This is a genomic window from Paenibacillus sp. NAIST15-1, assembly GCF_001894745.1.
GTDB lineage: Bacteria > Bacillota > Bacilli > Paenibacillales > Paenibacillaceae > Paenibacillus_B > Paenibacillus_B suaedae.
In genome coordinates, this window is record NZ_BBYF01000002.1 from 1 (window position 1) to 20,058 (window position 20,058).

15 protein-coding genes, 2 pseudogenes and 2 CRISPR repeat arrays are annotated in these 20,058 nt (G+C 39.8%); of the genes and pseudogenes, 7 read left to right on the forward strand and 10 right to left on the reverse strand.

Translation table 11 applies throughout. The annotated features are described in order from the left end of the window. The 6 genes and pseudogenes from cas6 (PBN151_RS03710) to PBN151_RS03730 form a co-directional block, all read left to right on the forward strand. Nucleotides 1-424: CRISPR-associated endoribonuclease Cas6 (cas6, locus tag PBN151_RS03710; protein ID WP_072727774.1), on the forward strand; the 424-nt coding region annotated here is incomplete at its 5' end. 2,047 nt (nt 425-2,471) lie between these two features. Beyond that, complete coding sequence (gene cas6, locus PBN151_RS03715) at nt 2,472-3,131, forward strand: CRISPR-associated endoribonuclease Cas6 (RefSeq protein ID WP_072727775.1); 660 nt, start codon at nt 2,472-2,474, stop codon at nt 3,129-3,131. A 232-nt stretch (nt 3,132-3,363) separates the two neighbouring features. Then, nucleotides 3,364-3,663: direct repeats of the CRISPR family, unit length 30 nt; unit sequence GTTTGTAACGTACCTATAAGGAATTGAAAC. Between the two features lie 168 nt (nt 3,664-3,831). Then, entirely contained in the window at nt 3,832-4,593 is a 762-nt protein-coding gene (gene cas6 / locus PBN151_RS03720) for a CRISPR-associated endoribonuclease Cas6 (RefSeq protein ID WP_072727776.1), read from the forward strand. Nucleotides 4,594-4,818: 225 nt separating this feature from the next. Then, a CRISPR array of direct repeats spans nt 4,819-5,184; the repeat unit is 30 nt; unit sequence GTTTGTAACGTACCTATAAGGAATTGAAAC. Between the two features lie 1,708 nt (nt 5,185-6,892). Next, nucleotides 6,893-7,174, forward strand: a complete 282-nt coding sequence (locus tag PBN151_RS31750) for a helix-turn-helix domain-containing protein (protein ID WP_227774366.1) — start codon at nt 6,893-6,895, stop codon at nt 7,172-7,174. Nucleotides 7,175-7,286: 112 nt separating this feature from the next. Next, nucleotides 7,287-8,156, forward strand: a complete 870-nt coding sequence (locus tag PBN151_RS03725) for a tetratricopeptide repeat protein (protein WP_227774369.1) — start codon at nt 7,287-7,289, stop codon at nt 8,154-8,156. 438 nt (nt 8,157-8,594) lie between these two features. After that, nucleotides 8,595-8,717 (forward strand): annotated as a pseudogene (locus tag PBN151_RS03730) (Spo0E family sporulation regulatory protein-aspartic acid phosphatase); the annotation flags it as partial. Between the two features lie 873 nt (nt 8,718-9,590). Here the strand turns inward: PBN151_RS03730 and PBN151_RS03740 are convergent. The 8 genes and pseudogenes from PBN151_RS03740 to PBN151_RS03775 all read right to left on the reverse strand — a co-directional run bounded on the left by PBN151_RS03740 (nt 9,591) and on the right by PBN151_RS03775 (nt 16,879). Then, entirely contained in the window at nt 9,591-9,956 is a 366-nt protein-coding gene (locus tag PBN151_RS03740) for a hypothetical protein (RefSeq protein ID WP_072728467.1), read from the reverse strand. Nucleotides 9,957-10,115: 159 nt separating this feature from the next. Beyond that, entirely contained in the window at nt 10,116-10,565 is a 450-nt protein-coding gene (locus PBN151_RS03745) for a hypothetical protein (RefSeq protein WP_072727778.1), read from the reverse strand. A gap of 245 nt (nt 10,566-10,810) precedes the next feature. After that, a complete protein-coding gene (locus PBN151_RS03750) occupies nt 10,811-12,109 on the reverse strand; it encodes an ABC transporter substrate-binding protein (RefSeq protein ID WP_072727779.1) in 1,299 nt (432 codons plus the stop codon). 61 nt (nt 12,110-12,170) lie between these two features. After that, nucleotides 12,171-12,557, reverse strand: coding sequence for a hypothetical protein (locus tag PBN151_RS03755; protein WP_072727780.1), 387 nt, complete (start codon nt 12,555-12,557; stop codon nt 12,171-12,173). A gap of 150 nt (nt 12,558-12,707) precedes the next feature. After that, nucleotides 12,708-13,985, reverse strand: coding sequence for an ABC transporter substrate-binding protein (locus PBN151_RS03760; RefSeq protein ID WP_227774372.1), 1,278 nt, complete (start codon nt 13,983-13,985; stop codon nt 12,708-12,710). A gap of 1,098 nt (nt 13,986-15,083) precedes the next feature. Then, nucleotides 15,084-15,263: a hypothetical protein gene (locus PBN151_RS03765; RefSeq protein ID WP_072727782.1), complete on the reverse strand. Its 180-nt coding sequence runs from the start codon at nt 15,261-15,263 to the stop codon at nt 15,084-15,086. Nucleotides 15,264-15,337: 74 nt separating this feature from the next. Beyond that, nucleotides 15,338-15,592 (reverse strand): annotated as a pseudogene (locus PBN151_RS32625) (bacterial surface protein); the annotation flags it as partial. Between the two features lie 825 nt (nt 15,593-16,417). Beyond that, the gene (locus tag PBN151_RS03775) at nt 16,418-16,879 is read right to left on the reverse strand and encodes a hypothetical protein (RefSeq protein ID WP_021262189.1); all 462 of its coding nucleotides are present in this window, start codon (nt 16,877-16,879) and stop codon (nt 16,418-16,420) included. A gap of 623 nt (nt 16,880-17,502) precedes the next feature. Between PBN151_RS03775 and PBN151_RS03780 the strand changes: the two genes are divergently transcribed. Further along, nucleotides 17,503-17,958, forward strand: a complete 456-nt coding sequence (locus PBN151_RS03780; protein ID WP_072727783.1) for a macro domain-containing protein — start codon at nt 17,503-17,505, stop codon at nt 17,956-17,958. Between the two features lie 38 nt (nt 17,959-17,996). On the opposite strand, the gene PBN151_RS03785 is transcribed toward PBN151_RS03780, so the two are convergent. Next, nucleotides 17,997-18,386: a BsuPI-related putative proteinase inhibitor gene (locus PBN151_RS03785; RefSeq protein ID WP_072727784.1), complete on the reverse strand. Its 390-nt coding sequence runs from the start codon at nt 18,384-18,386 to the stop codon at nt 17,997-17,999. 250 nt (nt 18,387-18,636) lie between these two features. Further along, the gene (locus tag PBN151_RS03790) at nt 18,637-19,953 is read right to left on the reverse strand and encodes an NRAMP family divalent metal transporter (protein WP_072727785.1); all 1,317 of its coding nucleotides are present in this window, start codon (nt 19,951-19,953) and stop codon (nt 18,637-18,639) included. Nucleotides 19,954-20,058 lie beyond the last annotated feature (105 nt).

Sequence of the window (20,058 nt, forward strand, 5' to 3'; positions counted from 1 at the left end):
GGTTGTTTCTATTGATCAAATTCATGAAACCGTCAGCGAGAAAATGCAAATACGCTTTCTCACGCCTGTTACTATGTACAGTACATTTCAGCTTGACGATAAGAAAAAGACATATTTTTATTCGCCTTTGGAAGAGGAATTCAGTCAGCTAATCCAAGCAAACGCGCTCAAAAAATACGAAGCTTTCCATGGAAAGCCTTTGGCGGTCGAAAAACCGCTTTTGCTGACTCCTCTTCATCGGGAACGAATTAAGCCAATAACATCTAAGTTTAAGTCAACATTGATTAAAGGATGGACAGGAGATTTCTTATTGGAAGGCGATTTAGATTTGATTCAATTAACCTATGATGTGGGACTTGGCGCTAAAAATTCTAACGGGCATGGGCTTTATGAGGTAGTCCGAAACCTCAGGGATGGATTGTAAACTTGCTGTATGTTGGTGAAGGGATTACCCTATATTCGGTAAGAATTATTGTTTGCAATATTGTCGTCGACCCCCAATAGCGTAAAAAAACCGGGGGATCGACGACAATTGAATTTTACTGAGAAGCCTATCACGTCAAGGAAAAGTGTGGTACATTGGTGTTGGCTTCTTTCTTATTAGGGTTATTTTGGTTTCAACAAAAGCTATAACAGTGGGCTTTTAACGGGTTTGTAACGTACCTATAAGGAATTGAAACCCGCACATCTCGCAGACACCTTTCGATCTATCTTTCGTTTGTAACGTACCTATAAGGAATTGAAACTATTCAACTCATTACGACATGATACCGACTCTATCGGCGTTTGTAACGTACCTATAAGGAATTGAAATTATATCATGCCAATTTCTTTGGTGCTTATCGGAAGTTATTTGTAAAGTACCTATATGGAATGAAATAAAAGAAATGGTTCAATTATATGCTTCATGGTTACGTTTGAAAATACTTATGAGGATTGAATTCAGGGGATGAAATAAAAACGTGTAGCGGTTGCGAGATTTTGAACGTGATAGAGGAAAATGAAACTTAACATAAAATATTCAATTCAGGTTGTTAATTTTACCAAGACTAACGGTTTGTATAAATTGTCAGAAATTATACGCCTAAGAATTTTGTGAAGTGATTGATCCCTCAGGGATTGGTAATGAACTTGCTGTAAATTGATTAATATAAAGGAAACTTTTCAATTTACTATACCGGACGATCTTTATTTTTAAATGTTGTCGTCGACCCCGAATAGCGTAAAAAACCCGGGGGATCGACGACAACGAATTTTGTCGCGAAACCTATGACATCAAGGGAAAGTATGGTACATTGATGTTGTTTCTTTTCAATTAAGATTTATAATAATTTCAGAAAAACGCTGTAACAGCAGGCTTTTCACGGGTTTGTAACGTACCTATTAGGAATTGAAACTCGATAGATCAGGACACATTTTTCGCTTTCTTTTTTAGTTTGTAACGTACCTATGAGGAATTGAAATCTAGATTTTTGGGGGATACCTTGGCTGTTAATCTCCAGTTTGTAATGTACCTATGAGGAATTGAAACTCATGTCAGAGATTCGCGCCTGATCAAGCTCCGTTATGTTTGTAACGAACCTATAAGGAATTGAAACTCCCCTGCTAGAACGTTGCTCCGAACCTAGCGCCGTTTGTAACGTACCTATAAGGAATGAAATAAGAGAAATGCTTCAAATATAAGCTCTCATGGTTACGTTTGAAAATATTCATGAGGATTGGATTAAGGACATGGGAATGAGAAGCGTGTGTCGGTTACAAGATTATTAATGTGATAGAGGAAAATGAAGCTTAACAAATGTCAATTCGGGATGTTAATTTTACCGAGACTAACGGTTTGTATAAATTGTTAGAAATTATACGGCTTTTGAATTTTATGAATTGATCCCTCAGGGATTGGTAATGAACTTGCTATAAATTGATGAATAGAAGAAAACTTTTCTATTTACTATACCGGGAACTATCTTTATTTTTAAATGTTGCCGTCGACCCCCAATAGCGTAAAAATCCCGGGGGATCGACGACAACTGAATTTTGTCGCGAAACCTATGAACATCAAGGGAAAGTATGGTGCATTGATGTTGTTTCTTTTTAATTGAGATTTATATTAATTTCAGAAAACGCTGTAACAGCAGGCTTTTCACGGGTTTATAACGTACCTATGAGGAATTGAAACTCGTTTTTTTGTACGAGCAGTAGACAAATTCGGGAGTGTTTGTAACGTACCTATGAGGAATTGAAACCCACTTGTAGCAGGGGCTACTATCCAGTTTGAGCTTGAGTTTGTAACGTACCTATGAGGAATAGAAATACGACCTGATTTCATCACGTCCATGTTTCGGCTTGAATGTTGTATTGTACCTTTGATAGTATCGATATTTACCCAAAGGGGGACAAGATATTGAGAATCAAAATTACATTAACCTTTGACGGAAAACTTACCGTACCTATAAATCATCAAGAATGGCTTCATGGCCTTATTTATCATAGTATCAGAGATGATGAATACCGGGAGAGGAAAACGTCAGTTCCGCATGTTTACTTTTTCCAGACTGAATGGATCATACAAGCTAGATAGAGACTCTTCTACTTTAGAATTTGAATCACCAAATGTTTCATTTATATTTTCAGCATATGATAAAAAATTGATTCAGGAATTGGTATCATCTTTAATAATAAGAGATGATCTTCGTTTGGGCAGCAGTCAAGTTAAGGTTGTTTCTATTGATCAAATTCATGAAACCGTCAGCGAGAAAATGCAAATACGTTTTCTCACGCCTGTTACTATGTACAGTACATTTCAGCTTGACGATAAGAAAAAGACATATTTTTATTCGCCATTGGAAGAGGAATTTAGTCAGCTAATCCAAGCAAACGCGCTCAAAAAATACGAAGCTTTCCATGGTAAACCTTTGGCTGTCGAAAAACCGCTTTTGCTGACTCCTCTTCATCGGGAACGAATTAAGCCAATAACATCTAAGTTTAAGTCAACATTGATTAAAGGATGGACAGGAGATTTCTTATTGGAAGGCGATTTAGATTTGATTCAATTAACCTATGATGTGGGACTCGGCGCTAAGAATTCTAACGGACATGGACTTTATGAGATAGTCCGAAACCTCAGGAATTGATTGTAAACTTGCTGTATGTTGGTGAAGGGATTACCCTATACTTGGCAAGAATTATTGTTTGCAATGTTGTCGTCGACCCCCAATAGCGTAAAAACCCCGGGGGATCGACGACAATTGAATTTTACTGAGAAGCCTATCACGTCAAGGAAAAGTGTGGTACATTGGTGTTGGCTTCTTTCTTATTAGGGTTATTTTGGTTTCAACAAAAGCTATAACAGTGGGCTTTTAACGGGTTTGTAACGTACCTATAAGGAATTGAAACCTCCTAAGAAGTATAGAAATAGATAAGCATCTAGGGGGCGTTTGTAACGTACCTATAAGGAATTGAAACTTGAGAATGGATACAATTCTGACGGTTTGACCAAAGTTTGTAACGTACCTATAAGGAATTGAAACCCGATTACTCCCGCTTCCTTTAGGCCGTCAAATATGGTTTGTAACGTACCTATAAGGAATTGAAACACGGAATCTGTGAAGGCATTCATATCAATACCGGACATTGTTTGTAACGTACCTATGAGGAATGATTTCAAAGGCAAGTTATTTTTACCAATCGTTGATATTGAACGTGATCGAGGAAATGAAATGTAACGGATCAGCTTTCGGTACTTAGAGATTTTAGGCTAGTAGCAATTCAAACGTAAATGGAAAATTAAAAAATATCGATAGTATCGATATTCACCCAAAGGGGGACAAGATATTGAGAATCAAAATTACATTAACCTTTGACGGAAAACTTACCGTACCTATAAATCATCAAGAATGGCTTCATGGCCTTATTTATCATAGTATAAGGGATGATGAATACCGGGACTTTTTGCATAATACGGGCTATCAACGAGGAAAACGCCAATTTCGCATGTTTACTTTTTCCAGATTGAATGGATCATACAAGCTAGACAGAGACTCTTCTACTTTAGAATTTGAATCACCAAATGTTTCATTTATATTTTCAGCATATGATAAAAAATTGATTCAGGAATTGGTATCATCTTTAATAATAAGAGACGATTTACGTTTGGGCAGCAGTCAAGTTAAGGTTGTTTCTATTGATCAAATTCATGAAACCGTCAGCGAGAAAATGCAAATACGCTTTCTCACGCCTGTTACTATGTACAGTACATTTCAGCTTGACGATAAGAAAAAGACATATTTTTATTCGCCTTTGGAAGAGGAATTCAGTCAGCTAATCCAAGCAAACGCGCTCAAAAAATACGAAGCTTTCCATGGAAAGCCTTTGGCGGTCGAAAAACCGCTTTTGCTGACTCCTCTTCATCGGGAACGAATTAAGCCAATAACATCTAAGTTTAAGTCAACATTGATTAAAGGATGGACAGGAGATTTCTTATTAGAAGGCGATTTAGATTTGATTCAATTAACCTATGATGTGGGACTCGGCGCTAAGAATTCTAACGGGCATGGGCTTTATGAGATTGTCCGAAACCTCAGGGATGGATTGTAAACTTGCTGTATGTTGGTGAAGGGATTACCCTATACTCGGCAAGATTACTGTTTGGAATGTTGTCGTCGACCCCCAATAGCGTAAAAACCCCGGGGGATCGACGATAATTGAATTTTACTGAGAAGCCTATCACGTCAAGGAAAAGTGTGGTACATTGGTGTTGGCTTCTTTCTTATTAGGGTTATTTTGGTTTCAAAAAATGCAATAACAGTGGGCTTTTAACGGGTTTGTAACGTACCTATAAGGAATTGAAACTGGCATTCTTCAATTCTGTTACTTAAATATGTTCTATCCGTTTGTAACGTACCTATGAGGAATTGAAATCATCGACGAATTGTTCATCGATGCTGTACGGCTCTAGGTTTGTAACGTACCTATGAGGAATTGAAATGAATCTGTTGCACAAGTGTACAGAGCGAGGTATCCTTCGTTTGTAACGTACCTATGAGGAATTGAAATTTGCAGTTAGGGTGATATGAAGGGGATTTTATGCCAGTTTGTAACGTACCTATGAGGAATTGAAATTCCTCGTCAGATGGTTCCATAGCTATGTAATCTGGGTTTGTAATGTACCTATGAGGAATTGAAATCCGAAATCGAAGCGATCCGCCATAGAAATGGCGTCCGTTTGTATGTACCTATGAGGAATGATTTCAAAGGTAAGTTTTTACCAATCGTTGATATTGAACGTGATCGAGGAAATGAAATGTAACGGATCAGCTTTCGGTATTTAGAGATTTTAGGCTAGTAGCAATTCAAACGGAAAATTTAAAAAAATCGATCAATAGTATCGATATTCACCCAAAGGGGGACAAGATATAGAGAATCAAAATTACATTAACCTTTGACGGAAAACTTACCGTACCTATAAATCATCAAGAATGGCCTTATTTATCATAGTATTAGGGATGATGGATACTGGGACTTTTTGCATAATACGGGCTATCAACGAGGAAAGCGCCAGTTCCGCATGTTTACTTTTTCCAGACTGAATGGATCATACAAGCTAGACAGAGACTCTTCTACTTTAGAATTTGAATCACCGTATGTTTCATTTATATTTTCAGCACATGATAAAAAAATGATTCAGGGGATCGACGACAATTGAATTTTACTGAGGAGCCTATCACGTCAAGGAAAAGTGTGGTACATTGGTGTTGGATTCTTTCTGTTCAGGTTTATTTTGATTTTAAGGATTGCTGTAACAGTGGGCTTTTAACGGGTTTGTAACGTACCTATAAGGAATTGAAATTATTTAGGGTGACTCTTAAAACTATCCGGGTTTATTGCGTTTGTAGCGTACCTATATGGAATGAAATAAAAGAAATGGTTCAAATATATGCTTCATGATTACGATTGAAAATACTTGTGAGGATTGAATTCAGGGGATGAAATAAAAAGCGTGTAGCGGTTGCGAGATTTTGAACGTGATAAGGGAAAATGAAATTTAACATAAAATATCAATTCCGAATGTTAATTTTTCCAAGACGAACGCTTTTATAAACTTATCAATTGACTATACCGGGAACGATTTTTATTTTTGAATGTTGTCGTCGACCTCCAATAGCACAAAAACCCCGGGGGATCGACGACAAATGATTTTTACTATAAAGCCTATGACAACAAGGAAAAGTGTGGTACATTGGTGTTGGATTCTTTCTGTTCAGGTTTATTTTGTTTTTAAGAATTGCTATAAGAGCGGGCTTTTAACGGGGTTTGTAATGTACCTATGAGGAATTGAAATTCTGCTACAACCTCCGTCACGAAAACCTTCTTGCCTTCGTTTGTAATGTACCTATGAGGAATTGAAATTTGCAAAAAAGACCCCGATCGCTGCGCCTATGCCGGTTTGTAATGTACCTATGAGGAATTGAAATTCATCTCCGCTGTGTGTGCATTCTTCATGGCCGTAGTTTTGAGGAATTGAAATCTTCCCGTATGTCTACCATCTGGGATTACAACGTCTGAAGTTTGTAATGTACCTATGAGGAATTGAAATTTTCTATCCGGCTGATCGTTGTGGTTGTACCAGAGGAGTTTCTAACGTACCTATGAGGAATTGAAATTAGGATGGCTAAATGGGGAGCGGTAATGTAGCGCAATTAGGAGTGGTTCGACTTGTAGAAAGGGTTGAGAAACAGGTTTCTGTTTATTTCTCGATGCTTCAGCCGTCTAAAAACAAAGGAGCGAGATAATTCTTGCTCCTTTTCATGTGTTTCCTCGTAATATCATTAAATTTACAATATATATACGACATGGTAAAATGTAGGTGGTTATTTGATGAGAAGGAGGGATGATATTGGACGCAACGATCATTACAACAATCGGTGAACTAATCCAAGATACAAGGCGCTCATTAAATATGACGATCACTCAATTGTCAGAACTATCAGGTGTTTCAAGAGGTACGATTTCAAGAATTGAGAATGGCGAAGTAAAGCGTCCAGAGTTTTCGAGTGTACGTCCATTGGCAATGACATTGAATATTCCTTTTGAAACATTGGTTGATTATTATGCTGAAATCGAAAAAAGAGCTGAAACATTGCTAAGTAGCTACAGTACGACAATGCGAAGACATTGACCTTATTCGGAAAGTTGCAACAAAATACCTTGAATCTCTGAATGAAGACAGCTTAGATTTAACCGAAAAGCTGTATCAACAAATCAACTCCATAGAAGATAACTCCATTAAATTGTCATTGTATAACCTCATCATCGACTACTCACGCTCACACGGAATTATGCCCTATATAGCAAAAGGATTATATAAACAGTACTTGATTGAACGTTACGACTTAAGCAGGCTGAAGGAAACCTATTACAACGGAAAATATATTCTTAATTATGCTGATTTCTTATCCCAACAAGAGCGGATCGAGCTATACTATAAATTAGGAATTCAGGCGTATAATCTGAAATTGTATCATGAGGGTATCGAACACTGTAAGAAGCTACTGGCGTTAAATAGTGCTGAAAGCCCCTATAAAATAAACGCACTTTGGGTTCTTAGGGATGCGAATTTTGCTCTTGGCAAATATGAAGAATCAGAACTTTACTCGTTACAGTATAAGCAATTTAATTACCCGAACTCACAAGAGCATACTGTGTTTATGGAAGCTCTGTACAATGCCGTAAAAGGGAATACAGATAAAGCTATTAAAGAGCTTCGAGCATTCCGTGAGACATGCAGCGACACTTTTATCCTTGGCGCAACAAGGCATCTTTTACAATTGTACTTAGAACAAAAGAATTTTGACGAAGCTAAAGCTTTAATAGAAAGCAGCAGAATAAATTCATCTATCTTAGATAAAGAGAATCCATTAACTTATTATGGGTATGGGGAATATCAACGGATTCTTGGGGAGTATTTTTCGGCTATAGGCGACATCGACAACAGTATTAACCATTTGATGGAAGGTCTAATGTGCTTTTCGAAGATCAAAGATATCAACAAAGAGAAGGAATGTTTAAACACAATTATTCATATACATATAAAAAATAATATTCCTATGATGGGACAAACACTTGAAAATCTCAGAAATTACTTGATGGAGGATGAATGAGTATGAAAAATTTAATTACAAAAATCTGTCTTCAAGGTTTCCTATACACTACTCTAATAGTAACGGTAGTTGCATTGACAGGTGACACTGGGTCTATTATTCCTTATTAATAAAATAACACCCTTAAAACTGTTATAGATACGTCGATTGCCTCGGTTTAAAACAGCTATTCTATATGGAGCTTCTAGTAGCCTATCCAGTAAACATACTTTTGACAACTAACAACAGTAGCGGCACTCCCTGGCGATCAGGTAGCATATATCCGTGGTAATGTTGGGAGCATCCTTTGATGCTCTTTTTCATTTTTCGACAAAGTGAAACAGTGGTATTTTCTCACATTTCTTACTGGAACGTGCATTATACTCAGGGAGAGATAGTGTACGTGAGGTGAGCGTTATAGATTCATTGGAGCATAAAATAAATTAGCTTAGGAAGAAGCTTACAGAGATTGTTCAGATTAAAGGTGGCTTTGCAGACGAAGAAGTAATACGAATCAGCCAACAACTTGATACATACATTGTGCAAATGCAATCACGTCAGGAAAAAAGAAAGAATCAATAATTTTTAGTAACCCCGATAGTAAGCTTAACATATTGGGGTTATTTTAATTGAAATGGCAATAACAGATTCATATAGAGGAGGATTGATGCAATGGCTTCAAGAAGTGTGGGAACTGCAAAGTCAAGTAGATATGAGGGTTTCCTTTAAACGGTGCACTTTACACAAAGACCCCGGTCTTTCCAGTCGGAAATACCGAGGTCTCAAAAGATTAACCCGAATAAACTCTATCTAGAACGGCGATGGTTTTATTTTTGCTTTCTTGTTCCTCTGCTGCTATTGCATTTATTCTCTGACAAAGGATCATGGACAATACGAATGCTGGCAATTTGGTTCGTTCGATAAAGAATTTGAACGGGACCTGCACACTTAAAACATTTCCACAGTGTAATCCAACCTCTCCCTTGTCTGACGACTACCTCTTGTACAAAGGAAGGAAACCCTTTATTTTGGCCCTTAATACGTACGAACACATATTTACCGACAAACTTTTTTAGCCTGGCTGCTGACATGGTACCACTCCCTTTATCATTAGTCCCATTTTTTTATATTCTGTTCAGTCCTTCGTTGTGTGGGTTGTAGCCCTATAATCAGCAGGATTGCCAGCGAAAAACAAACATTCATAACCATTCTAGGTTGCAGGCCTAATGACATTCCGAAAAAAGCCAAGCTAGGCGTTTTGCAGGGCTTAGTGCATATTTTGGGTGCAGCATAAAGGAGTTATTGATATTGGAGGGGGACAAAAAGGAAAGAGCCCATGTCTTAACAAGGGCTCGGGATGCTTCTATTAGATTAAGTGTATGTTTGGGAATACATTGAAGATGGGTAAGACAAGGTACTGTGGGATACAACATGTTGTATTCTTGCAGAACTATTTTAGCGTGGAGCTAATGTATAGGTTTCACCCAGAGCTGTAATGTTGCTGAGCGTATCTTTCCAGCCTGATTTTTCTACAAGAGTTTTAACGCCTTTTGCGATTTCCTCATAAAACTGCTCTTGTTTTTTGTTGTATTTGGGATTGTCGTGAGGATTCGGGGTTATTTTGTAAGTATGCTGGCCTGGATTGAATGTAATCCCTCGATTTTTTCCGAAAGATTCTTCGATATATTTATAGGTCTCTTTGTTGATCGTGATTGAGCCACTTACCCCTTTAGCATCTACATTAGTGCCGGAGAAAGGAAGCACGATTAAAGCAATGGCCAAAAACAGGGACAATGATACGGCAAGAAATCCTTTTTTCAATTTAAACACTCCTTCTTTCAAACTGAGAGGTGGCCACCTCCTTATTTTATATATTCCATTTTGCGTGATTAATACCTTAAATTTACTTTTTTGTTGTGCGAATGACGTGTTGGTGCTGCCCCATAAAAATAAAGCCTCGGATTGCCCGAGGCTTGTTTGTTACTTCAGTGGCTCAGTTTTGAACTTGGAACGCATCTCATCATAATTTTTCTTCATACTCTCACTTTTGCTATCAGACTCGAAGCCGAATCCTATTTTCCCATCCATCGTTAACACGATCATTTCTTTATCTTTCCCGTCTACAGTTCCTGACAGCAATACGATAGTGGCTTTCTCTCCATCCTTTTCATACTCCGCTGATTCAATAACTTTCGGGTTTTTGTACATATTCTTTTCAGGAATTTCTAGGCTTATCCCCATAGCGAACAGCGGCATAGCTTCTGGATGTACCTTCTCTTCAACGAACTTTTTCTTAGCCTCTTTGTCGGTGCCGTTTAGGTATGTATTGACATAATCGAGTGCTAGAGCTTCATCTTTGGATGCTTGTCCACCTCCGCAGCCTACCAATACTAATACGCAAATCAAGAATATTGCACTAAATTTCTTCAAATAAATAACCTCCTTTTTTCTACATTATATGACTAATTGCTCATATACGCACGAAAAACATCATAGACGAAACTGATTCGTTTGAACGTACCTATTAGGATTGAACGAATTGATAGGAAAAAGGAGTTAGGAGGTGAAAAAAAACGGCAACCCAATAGGTCGAGTTAGGGCTTGCAAGTGCCTCCATACTCGACTTTTTGGTTTACCTGTACATATGGATTATCCATAATTGCAGCGGAGCGTCCTTACTCTGAACCGTTATTTTCCTCGGATTTGGATACTTCAATGGCTGCGGCATCGACAGCCTGTTGGCCTTTTTCATCGATTTGAATTAATGCTTCTTCAATGGTTAGTTTATTCGCAATGACGTCCTCCACGATTTGGTTCCCGACGCTTTTGAAAGCGTTGATGATATCGTAATGAACGGAATCATAAGGATTGTGATTGGATGGGGTAGCCTTAAGCATCGTCAATGGGGATAGGTCATGACCCTTCACGGTAGCAATAAGTTCGGTTCGCGCCGGAAGTCCGTGGTTGATTTCCGTGGAAGTCACGGCTCCTCCTTGCATCATCCACTTCAGCAACTCCCAAGCTGCTTCCTGCCGCTCCGAAGCTGCTGAGATTCCGTAAATTTCCTCAATGCGATAGTAATCGCTGAATTCCGGCTTGCGCGGATCTACAGGAACAGTTACCATGTCCCAATTAATAGCCTTTCCGCCCTCGAAATTACGATTAATGTCAAAATTATAAGCGGCGACCTGGGATTGCAGCACCATAGCGGCATTGCCTGTGTAGATGGGGTCGAGTGACATCGTACCTTCGGTTTGCTGCGTTTGCTTATAGATGCGTCCAGAGCGCAGCGCGTCAATCGTTCTACTCCATATTGCCTTCCATGCGGGTGTGTTCATCTGGATTTGTAAGGTTTCGGGATCGATGAATCGCAATCCTTCCGTTTGTCCCCAACGCATAATGAGCGAGATTCCTACATTTTCATAGTAATTGGGCTTAAATCCGTATAACGGTTCTCCATCATCGGTCTGCAAGGGAAAGCGGGTCGCCAAGTCAAAGATATCTTTCCAAGTGGATTGATTCTTCGGAAGCGGGATTTTGTATGTAGCAAACAGATCTTTATTGTAGTAAATGGCGTAGCTTGAAAAGGTAGGCGCCAAACCGTAAAGCCGATCTCCAGAAATCCTTTTTAAGGAATCGAACATGATCGGAGATATATTCTTCCATGCATCAGGATCTTGCTTGATAAACGGTTCAAGATTAAGCAGATCGCCTGAGTCGCTAAGCTTCTTATAAGCGGATAAATTGTCCATATAACGTAGATCAGCCGGTGATGACTGATTCGCCTCGGGGATAACTTGAATGCTGATAAGAGGGGATTTTTGCTCAAAGGCATGACCATATCTTTTGTAGAACTCGGTTGGTGAAGGGTACTCCACCGTGATCGTTATCGGCTTCTCAACGTTGCTTTGGCAAGCTGATAATAATAGCATCGAGAGTATAATACAGAGTATTGCAACTTTGTTCTTCCCCATGATGATACCTCCAACGAATATAAACTGGAAAAAAGGGTGGGGGGCCCACCCTTTTTAGCTATTACCAAGAATCGCTTGCTGATGATTGATCGCTTTCTGTTCCATCCTTGTAGTATGTACGCGACAATGCATTCAACTTGTAGGAACCTGTTGCACTGTATTCACCTGTGTACCATGCTGTTTCATCGCCGCTGGTAGTCGTAGAATTGGTTCCTTGTTCCTTTTGGGTTGATCCCTCGTAGAAGGTGCCGAACACATTGATTTTTTTCATGTTTGAATTGGTTGTCCGGGCATAGGCTTTGCCTTTCACTTTCTTTTGGTTTCCGATTACATAGCCAATGTAAGCATCCGTGGATGCTTTCGGATCTTTATCGGCAGCAGATACGGATACTGCACTTACGAGACACAAGGCAGTTACCAGGCACAACACAGTAATTTTCTTTTTCATTCTTCACATCTCCTTCATTTATTGTTGCAAATCCATTCTGCAGTTCTGCGGTGCAACAATGAATCACCCCCAGCAAGACGTTGTAACGACTCACTTGTACATTCTGGATGATGTGATATATGTAAACGGAATGATCCGCATACATCGGAATTACTTTGGAATCTGCTGAGCCTCGTTCTGCAATTGTTGCAGAGCTTCTTCCAGCGACTGACCGCCATCCAGTATGTTTTTGATTGCAGCATTCGCCTTATCTACAAGTTCAAACGGTACTTCTCCTATGGGATGATAGGATTGCCGCGACGCATACATGGCAGATAGTCGTTCACGTTCCTCTTGATTCGTGCTCAATTCATGTTGTAAGGTGGAAAAGCCATATAAAGAGCGGTAATTCCATTTCGCAACGGTGCGAGAATTAAGAAACTTTACCAGTTCCCAAGCTGCTTCTTTCTCTGTAGATTGAGCGGATACTGCATACAATCCGTCGATTAGCAATGTATCGTTGTTGTCCGACTGGTTGGGGTTAACAGGAAATGGAGCTAGCGCCCATTGAAATGTAGTTTTTTTCTGGGCGGCCAACTGCTTGTACTCTTCATACGTAACCACAGCCATTGCTTGCTTGCCAGCATGAAAGGCCTCCATATACGTATTGAGATCGGAGCTATTTATTAATTGTCCACTCTTCAATAAGGGAAGCGTAAGCTGCCAAATTTGCTTCCAGGAGTCGCTTGAGACTGTCGCTTGGGGTGGATTGCCCTGCATCATGGTTAGGCCTTGCCCGAAGCCGACCTTCAGCATGAATTCAAAGGAAGAAGAATCATTGGTTCCAAGACCGATAAGCGTGTTGCCAAGCCCGTCATCCTTGGGAAATTTACCGGACAAGCGGAGCAAGTCCTCCCAAGTCATTCCTTCTTGCGGATATTCGATATGGTACGTATCGAAAAGGTCTTTATTGTATGCGATAGCTTGTCCGTAGAAGGTAGGAGGTAACCCATATAGTTTCCCATTTCCGATCGAGCGGGCATATTCGATGACTTGCGGAATGTACTCTTCCAGCGGGAAGGAATCTCGTTTTATCCATAAGTCCAAATCTTGCAAATCGTTGCGTTCTGCCATTTCTTTTACTAGATCAGGCGGCAAATAGATAATATCGAATTTGTTCTGCTGAACCCAATTCTCCACAGATAACTTCTTAGTCACGAGAGGAATCGTGGAAACGATAGAAAGCCTTATATTAGGGTACTCTTGATTAAATAGATTGCCGTAGCGCTTTAGAAAAGCATTTTCATTCGTATACGCAATCGTAAGCTCTGCCTTTTTATCTTTAGAGAATGGAGGGGCCTCGTTTTTCTGACACCCCGTTAATATACTAGCTAAGCATAGTATGGAAGCGAGAAGCGTTGGAAAGAGTCTTCTTTTCAATAGAAACACCTCGATGTGGAAATTAGACTTCTAAAATATACCAATTAGTCTGTAAGTCATTTATACTATATATTGGTATAAATGTAAATAGGGAGTGGGGAAGTTATATTGAGGTGTTAGAAGAACATCTATATAAGTCGCAGTTGTTCGGTTGGTCGACGAGCTTTCACGGAACAATAATGATGTGTATGACTAAACAGTATGTTTAATTGAATTTAGCCCATTGCTTTGCATGTTCATATAGTTAAGATTAAAATAGAAAAATAGAAAGAAAGTGCGATTCTACATAAAAGGTGAACAAGCTAGCTGGAATCTACGTGTATGATTTCAACAAATCGTCGTCGACCTCCAATAGCGTAAAATCTCCGGGGGATCGACGACAATTTGAAAATTGAAGATATCGTCAGTAAGAAGTAGATATTTTGAGATAGTTTATTGTATTTAGATAAATAGAAATTAGTGAAGCTGACTTGTAGGGGCAATTGCTGTTTGGTATTATTAGCGTAGTGGCGCCACTTTTTGGGGTTTTGAAAGTACCTATAAGGAATTGAAACAACGTATCCGCTGATTGAGCCAAAGCTCGGTGAATTTGTTTTGAAAGTACCTATAAGGAATTGAAACTCTATTTCATCCCGGACGATCTTCTCCACTTGTCTCCGTTTTGAAAGTACCTATAAGGTATTGAAACTGGTTCTCCGGCGTGTTGATAAATTCGACCACGTCAAGTTTCGAAAGTACCTATAAGGAATAGCAACCTTGAAAAAACATAGGAGAATCAGGGGACGAAGCATCTGCAATCAAGGTCAAAGAAAAGTAACTTGCTGAATACGATACAATGATCGCAGAAAATATTAAGGAGATTTGTCTTGTCGAGGAAGCTTTTACGACAAAAGAATAAGTCAATATCACTAACATTTAGGTCTCGCTTACGCGAGGCCTTTTTTGATTGAGAGGAGGCAAAGGATGTGAACAACGAATAAGGGAGTTTGCGAGGGAAGAACTAGCTGCCCTTCAATCGGGGCAGCTAGAGAAATAATCATTGAAATCGATTAAGCAGAGTTGGGAAAGAACTGTTGCGGAGGCTTTGAAAAGCATAGAAGAAAAATCCTAGTCTGAATCGATAAGTTCGAGGCGCTCAAGAATTTTAATTGTCGTCAGAGCTGATAAGCGAACAGTCAATTCAACATTACCTGTTAAGACAGAATCATCTTCCAGGGCGTCTTTATTTTTGGCGAAAACCTCTTCGGTAACTTCGTTAACTAGTTTAAGAATTATAGACTTATCCATAAAAATAACCTCCTTTCCGTCGATAGTTCTACATACTTCGACAAATGTGGAGGTTTTTCCTACGTCTCTCAGAATTATTTTATGGAATACTCATTTACTTCGAACGTTAGTATTTTATCGAAAATTACATAGTCTTTGCGGTTGCTGAACGGGCCCTTGTTATTGTTATGCTTGTTTATGGCATAGGATGCCGTGCCTGAACCGGCTTGTTTATTTTCATACTAGTTGATAAAGGCGTTCACTTCTCCCATGCTCAGGTCAAATTCCTTTTCTACCCCCGTTATCATGGCAACGACTAGAATTGCTCTTTCGCCTTGTTCGGGTTCCGGTTCTGGTTTAGGCTCGGGCTTTGGCTCTGGTTTAGGTTCCGGTGTTTTCGGATCGAACGGTTGTAATGTGCTGCCGTCAGGCAAATCCAGAGCAACGATATATAAGTATTCTTTCGTGTTGTTCACGATTTCAACGGAGTGTTCTTTGGACGCCAAACTAGGGCTTTCGTACGTGATTCTCGAAGTGCTGTCATTATTGCCGTATAGTGAGAAATTGTCTGTTTTTACTCCATCAATATAAACATCGATGTCCTTTGAGCCAGTGCTGAAGTAGTAGGAAATGAATCTAAATTGTTCTCCGACGAAATTAAATTTCATCTTCGCGCCGCCCGTTTGCCATACGTTTTTGGTACAGCGTGACACTTCGCAGACAGCCCATTGTCCCTCATACGTTATGTTGAACTCGTCATACAGAAAGCTTTTCCAACCGTTCTCGGGATTGCTGGATGCTTGCCCAATTTTTGAAGCATATACACTTGAAGAAAATGATAATACAAGAAAGATGGATAATAAAACAGGCAACAAGTATTTTTTCATAAGATCGAATCTCCTTAAATGATTAATATATGGACATATTACCGGGTATAAATAGGGATTGTCTAAACAAAAACCACTATTAATTGATAGAAATAGAAAAAAATGATAAATTATTATGTTGCGGAGTGTAAAGATATTGTTTGTCGGAGCATTAAAAATAACTAAGAGGAGTTTATATAACCTGAGATGATCTAAAGCTTGTATCGTTTATGCTGCAAGGGCTCGAAATAAACAAATAAAAAAGAACTGTTAGGAAAGAATCCCACAGCTCTTTTGCAAGAAGTAAATTTAAATTGTTTTTTTGAACTCGAACTTGTATTTCGAATTAGGATCGAAATCGTTCGGCCCAACTGGCATTACGCGATAAAAAGCTTTTTCTCGCGGCTTAACGGTTCCACTATGAAACTCTTGTAAGCCCGGGCCGTTTTGGTTTATATATTGAATCGAGATAATATTGTTATCATAATCCGTTCGAACGTATTGGAGTTGCAAATTCAAACCAAATGGAGGAGTCAACAATACATAGTAATTTTGTTCCCATTGTCCGTAGGAATTATCATAGACATACCAATCTTCGTCAGTCAAGCTTTCGAGAGGTACCCAAGACTGGTAATAAGAACCGTCTGACATGTCGTTAGCTGTTCTCATTGTATCTCCCCAACCATGGAGTGCAAACGACGAACTTGATCCAAAGACCATTAAACAAGCGACCAGCGCGATCGATGCTGATAGTTTCTTTAATCTCTGCATATTTCATGCCTCCCATTATTTCAGAATCTGAATGTAGATCCTAGTAGCGTGTATGAAATACTAAGGTGTAAAAGAACTCAGTTTCTGGCTGGCCAACCATGATTAATCTTAACATACATTATTGTCCAAGTATATAGTATTTATGGATATTATTGGATTATTTTTTTGTATTGAAATATAGTTGGTTATTCCGGATATTGGTTCCATTTGACAGTTTTGATATAATGATGATACAGATCTTTACAGCAACTGGAGGTGGATGTAATGGGATGGGTAAATTGGCCGGAGCTATTATTGTTTGTTGCTGGCGTGATATTAGTTCTATTTGGAATTTATTATTGCATTCGCAAATTGATAAGTATTCCTCGTAGAGTTAAACGATTAGAGGATGTTGTTTATAGAAGTGAGAAGCAAAAGTAACCTGTCATTGTGACAGGTTACTTTTTTTGAACGACACTACATTCATATTTTAGCAGGGATCTCCTTGTTAAAGATCGAAATATGTTCAAGGAGAGAATTGGGGTTGGGTATTTTCACATTCACAACATGCATCATACCTTATGGTTCGTTTTTTAGTTCAATGAACAAAGCATATATGTCAACTTGACAAGGAGAGGTGCTGAATGCCAGTAAACGTAATCTTAGGTGATTTATTAAATGCGAAGGAACCGATTATTGGACATCAGGTAAACTGCCAAGGGGTCATGGGCTCAGGCATTGCGAAGGCACTGCGGGACAAATACAGTATGTTGTATCCAAGCTATAAGCAGTATTGTTCCCAGCATAACAGTCCAGATGAGTTGCTGGGCCAGTGTCATATCGTCCAGGAAGGTTCCAGACATATAGCGAATCTGTTCGGTCAATTAGAATATGGCCGACAAAAGAGTAGAGTATATACGAACTATGAGGCGCTTCGAGCCTCCCTGACTACGTTACGAGAATATGCAGTACAGAACCAATTATCTGTTGCTTTGCCATATGGTATCGGTTGTGGCTTGGCGAATGGAGATTGGGATGTTGTCAGTGAGATGATTGAACATGTATTCGGCGATTATGATGTTAAGTTGTACAAGCTATAACTGTATCGTTTCGATATTCCAATCAATACATCTTCCCGCTACTTATCGATGTTGGTACTGATCTCGGAGCTGATTGACAGGTACTGAGGAGATTGTGGCTCGATCAACTCAGGCAGGTGAATGAGGAAGACTACTTCTATCTTGTATTTGCCTCTAGGTACCGGCTTGTCTTCATGGTCTAGAAAAGACCATCGTTCCTCATAGCTCATCTTCTCATCATTGTTCAAGGTTCGTTCGAATACTTCTGCGGTAAAAAATTTATTCAACGACCAACGGTACACTTCCTTGCCAACTTCATTCGTGACGATAAATTCGTACGGTTGCGAGCCGTAGGAAATGACCAGATCTTCTCCTGCCACATTGTGTATCCCGAATTGCAGTGTTACGTAGTCCTTATGCTGCTCTGTTGAGAGAAACGTTGTAACCATATGACTCGCCCCTTATCCATCCATATGATAAAAAAACAGAAACGACCTCATCCTTCATATCGTGAATCTGCTGCGAAAGATTCCACCCGAGAGTTACTATTCCCGAAGTCGGTTTCTCTTACAAATTCTCTACCCGTCTCTATCCGAACCTGAGTGAGATGTAACAAAACCGCTGCGCCTGACTTCGATACAACGGCAGGAAATAAGTATTCGACCTCTGCTGCTCCCCCTGTAAACGACTCTACCAATGTTACATCCAAAATGTCTCATAGAATAACATTACAATTAAGCTCGCAAGTACACCAACCACCATCCAACCCCATATGTTTGTGAACAGGCTGTTTTTATACTCGCCCATATACTTCTTGTTGTTCGTTAGAATCATGATAAAGATAAGAACCGGCACCATCAGCATGCCGCCTATTGCTTGTGTGAGTACGGCGATGAAGTTGAACGGCAAATCCGGGATCAAAATAAGCAGTGCAGCTAAAACAAGACTGCCGATATAGACGAGATAGAACTTCGGCGCTTCTTTTATCTTATTGTTTAAGCTATGTTTCCAATTGAATGCTTCTGCAAATGTCCATGAGGAGGATAGGGAAATCGTGATTGCTGCGAGGAAGCCTGCGTTGAATAGGCCGAATCCGAACAGGCTGCTTGCCCATGGGCCGAACAGATCGTGCAGAGCCATAATGATTGTCGACGGATTATCCTCATTCAAGATTTCTGCCTGACCGAATAATGAGGCTCCGATTAGAATACAGCAGATCGCTATGAACACTTGGCATACGCTGCCGATAATGGTGTCAATGCGGGCGAGACGCAGGTCTTTGGCGGTAATGCCTTTGTCAATTATGGCGCTGCCCTGAAAGAAGATCATCCACGGTGCGACAGCATTGCCGATCGTGGCGACAATATACCAGATAAGACTGCCCTGAAGTAATTCAGGAACATTCCAGCTGGCAAATGCGCGACCGATATCGGAAATGCTCGGACGAGTAATGAAGGTGACGACCACAAATACCAAGTTCAATGCGCCAACGAACAGTGCCAGACGTTCCTTCGTCCAATATCCTGTGAAGATCGCAACCGAAATGACCAGCAATAAGCTGAGCAGTGTACTCAGCCATAATGGGATGCCAAGCAGCACTAAGCCTGCGGTCATACCAATGAATTCGGTCATGAGCGTGAACAGATTCTCGAAAAATAGGGAGAATATGTGATAGAATCCCCAGCCCCGTCCGAAGTGCTCGAAAATAAGCTTCGTGAATCCTTTCTGCGTAACCGCACACATGCGAAGGGTCAGTTCCTGAACGGTAAAGGTGATCAACGCAAGGCAAGCCACTAAAGGAATAAACAGCCCAATTCCGAAATGAGCCCCTGTAATGACATACTCCAGCACTCCGCCAGCATCATTATCGCCGATCATTGTGAGAAGCCCTGGCCCCATTAAGGCCCAGAATAGTAAAGCGTGGCGTCTAAATCCTTTTTTTCGCTTCGAAATTAAATGTTGAAAGGTGGATAATCCCGTCTCAGCACTTCCTGCATTCTGCTCTTGCTCCTGCATGCCAAGCTCCTCCTCGTTGTGAGATGAGAATATCCTATGAGTCATGTTGCAAAAAGTGCATGGGCACCTAAAATTTTGTTGTGATTTTGCAACAGAGCGGCTGGG

What these genes read in the sequence shown, in the direction of transcription:
- cas6 (WP_072727775.1), top strand. Translation starts at nt 2,472, where the DNA reads ATGGCCTTATTTATCATAGTATCAGAGATGATGAATACCGGGAGAGGA.
- PBN151_RS03750 (WP_072727779.1), bottom strand. Translation starts at nt 12,109, where the DNA reads ATGGGGAAGAACAAAGTTGCAATACTCTGTATTATACTCTCGATGCTA.
- PBN151_RS03755 (WP_072727780.1), bottom strand. Translation starts at nt 12,557, where the DNA reads ATGAAAAAGAAAATTACTGTGTTGTGCCTGGTAACTGCCTTGTGTCTC.
- PBN151_RS03765 (WP_072727782.1), bottom strand. Translation starts at nt 15,263, where the DNA reads ATGGATAAGTCTATAATTCTTAAACTAGTTAACGAAGTTACCGAAGAG.
- PBN151_RS03775 (WP_021262189.1), bottom strand. Translation starts at nt 16,879, where the DNA reads ATGCAGAGATTAAAGAAACTATCAGCATCGATCGCGCTGGTCGCTTGT.
- PBN151_RS03780 (WP_072727783.1), top strand. Translation starts at nt 17,503, where the DNA reads ATGCCAGTAAACGTAATCTTAGGTGATTTATTAAATGCGAAGGAACCG.
- PBN151_RS03785 (WP_072727784.1), bottom strand. Translation starts at nt 18,386, where the DNA reads ATGGTTACAACGTTTCTCTCAACAGAGCAGCATAAGGACTACGTAACA.
- PBN151_RS03790 (WP_072727785.1), bottom strand. Translation starts at nt 19,953, where the DNA reads ATGCAGGAGCAAGAGCAGAATGCAGGAAGTGCTGAGACGGGATTATCC.